The organism is Saccharomonospora iraqiensis subsp. paurometabolica YIM 90007 (assembly GCF_000231035.2).
Lineage (GTDB): Bacteria > Actinomycetota > Actinomycetes > Mycobacteriales > Pseudonocardiaceae > Saccharomonospora > Saccharomonospora paurometabolica.
Genome location: NZ_KI912201.1, coordinates 1,291 through 3,849, shown reverse-complemented (window position 1 = coordinate 3,849; position 2,559 = coordinate 1,291). Strand labels below are relative to the sequence as shown.

Genomic DNA, 2,559 nt, shown 5'->3' with positions numbered 1-2,559 from the left:
GGCGGTGTCCGCCTCGGTGGCGGTGTCCCCGGCCCCGGCGACGTGCCGGGCGAACCGGCGGCGCACGACCTCGGCGATGCCCGCGACGTCGCCCTCCGTGGCGGCCTCCCGCAGGGCGAACCGACGGTACTCGGACTTGCGCGGCACCCCGTCCTCGAACACCACCAGCGAGGCCACCACGTCGGTCCCGCCCAGGTGGCTGATGTCCACGCACTCGATGCGCAGTGGCGCGGTGTCCAGGCCCAGGTACTCCTGCAGCTCGGACAACGCGGCCGACCGCGCGGTGAGGTCCCCGGCCCGGCGCAGTTTGTGCTGGGCGAAGGCCTCCTCGGCGTTGCGCGCCACCGTGTCGGCGAGCTGCCGTTTGTCGCCCCGCTGCGGCACCCGCAACCGCACCCGCGAGCCGCGCAGCCGGGACAGCCACTGTTCCATCGCGTCGGCGTCGGCGGGCAGCGCGGGCACCAGCACCTCACGCGGCACCGGTGAGCCGTCGGTGGGGGCCTCGGCGGCGAGGTCGATCTGTTCGGCGTAGAACTGCCCGAGGAACTGCTCCACGAGCGCGGGCACGTCCATGTCCTCGACCTTGTCGACCACCCAGCCGCGCTGCCCGCGCACCCGGCCGCCCCGGACGTGGAAGACCTGGACCGCGGCCTGCAGATCGTCGTGCGCGAAGGCGACGACGTCGGCGTCGGTGCCGTCACCGAGCACCACCGCCTGCTTCTCCATCGCCCGGCGCAGCGCGCCCAGGTCGTCCCGCAGCCGGGCCGCGCGCTCGAACTCGAGCTGTTCGGACGCGGCGGCCATCTCCTTCTCCAGCCTGCGGATCATCACGTCGGTGCGCCCGGCCAGGAAGTCACAGAAGTCGTCGACGATTTGCCGGTGCTCGTCCTCGGTGACGTTTCCCACGCACGGGGCCGAGCACTTGTCGATGTAGCCGAGCAGACAGGGCCTGCCGATCTGGGCGTGCCTGCGGAACACCCCGTCGGAGCAGGTCCGGGCGGGGAACACCCGCAGCAACAGGTCCAGGGTCTCCCGGATCGCCCAGGCGTGGGCGTACGGGCCGAAGTACCGCACGCCCTTCTTCCGCGGGCCGCGGTAGACGTGCAGCCGGGGATAGCGCTCGTGCGCGGTGACCGCGAGCACCGGGTAGGTCTTGTCGTCGCGGTAGCGGACGTTGAACCGCGGGTCGAACTCCTTGATCCAGTTGTACTCCAGCTGGAGCGCCTCCACCTCGGTGGAGACCACCGTCCACTCCACGCCCGCCGCCGTGGTGACCATCTGGCGGGTGCGCGGGTGCAGGCCGGACAGGTCCGCGAAGTACGAGTTCAGCCGCGCGCGCAGGTTCTTCGCCTTGCCGACGTAGACGACGCGCCCGGTGGGGTCGCGGAACTTGTACACCCCGGGCTCCTCGGGGATGCTTCCCGCGGCCGGACGGTAGGTGGACGGATCAGCCACGCTCCCAGCTTATGGCGGACGGCGACACCGCCGGTCGGCCCCCGTCACCGCGTGGACGCACGCGCGGGGACCGGGCGTATAGGCCGTTATACGCATCGCGCGGTGCGGTGGAGGCGGTCGCGGGCGCCGTCCCACGGGTGTGCGATTCTCCCGGCATGCGCATCGCGACGTGGAACGTCAACTCCGTCGGCGCCCGGCTGCCGAGGTTGACGGCGTGGCTGCAGCGGGTCGAACCGGACGTGCTGTGCCTGCAGGAGCTCAAGTGCGGTGCCGAGGCCTTCCCCCGCGCCGAGGTCGCCGAACTCGGCTACGACGTCGCGTGCCACGGCGACGGTCGCTGGAACGGCGTCGCCGTGCTGTCCCGGGTGGGGCTGGCCGAGGTCACCCGCGGCCTGGTCGACGAGCCCGCGTACGAGAACGCCACCCAGCCGCGCGCCGTCGGCGCGACCTGCGACGGGGTGCGGGTGTGGTCGGTCTACGTCCCCAACGGACGCGAGCCGGGGCACCCGCACTACACCTACAAGCTGCGGTGGCTGCAGGCCCTGCACGGCACCGTGGCCGCCGAGGGCGGCGCCGACCGGCCGTTCGCGGTCCTGGGCGACTTCAACGTCGCCCCCACCGACGAGGACGTGTGGGACATCTCCGTGTTCACCGACGCCACCCACGTCACCGGACCGGAGCGGGAGGCGCTGACCGCGCTGACCGACGCGGGGCTGCGTGAGGTGGTGCCGCGGCCGCTGAAGTACGACCGGCCCTACACCTACTGGGACTACCGGCAGCTGGCGTTCCCGAAGAACAAGGGAATGCGCATCGACCTCGTGTACACCGACGGCACGCTGGCCGAGACGGTCACCGACGCCTACGTCGACCGCGAGGAACGCAAGGGCAAGGGCGCCTCGGACCACGCCCCCGTCGTCGTCGAGTTCGGTCGCTGACTGATCGATCTCCGACCGGTCGATCGCCGACCGGCTCGAGTATCCGACCGGCCCCGGTATCCGGCCGGCTTCAGTCGCCGACCGGCACGGAGCCGCTCGCGTCGCCGTCCCGCACGGCGGCCGTGAGCAGGTCGAGCGTGCGCACCACCGCCGGGTGGGCCGCCCGGGC

2 protein-coding genes are annotated in these 2,559 nt (G+C 72.5%); one reads left to right on the top strand and one right to left on the bottom strand.

Features of this window, described 5'->3' with window-relative positions:
- On the bottom strand, window positions 1–1,455 hold a 1,455-nt coding region (gene uvrC, locus SACPADRAFT_RS25240; RefSeq protein WP_084258272.1), incomplete at its 3' end, for an excinuclease ABC subunit UvrC.
- 155 nt (window positions 1,456–1,610) lie between these two features.
- Here uvrC and SACPADRAFT_RS0202790 point away from each other — a divergent pair.
- Complete coding sequence (locus SACPADRAFT_RS0202790) at window positions 1,611–2,390, top strand: exodeoxyribonuclease III (RefSeq protein WP_007027244.1); 780 nt, start codon at window positions 1,611–1,613, stop codon at window positions 2,388–2,390.
- Window positions 2,391–2,559 lie beyond the last annotated feature (169 nt).

Excerpts from the sequence above, each read along its gene's own strand:
- SACPADRAFT_RS0202790 (WP_007027244.1), top strand. The coding sequence starts at position 1,611 with ATGCGCATCGCGACGTGGAACGTCAACTCCGTCGGCGCCCGGCTGCCG.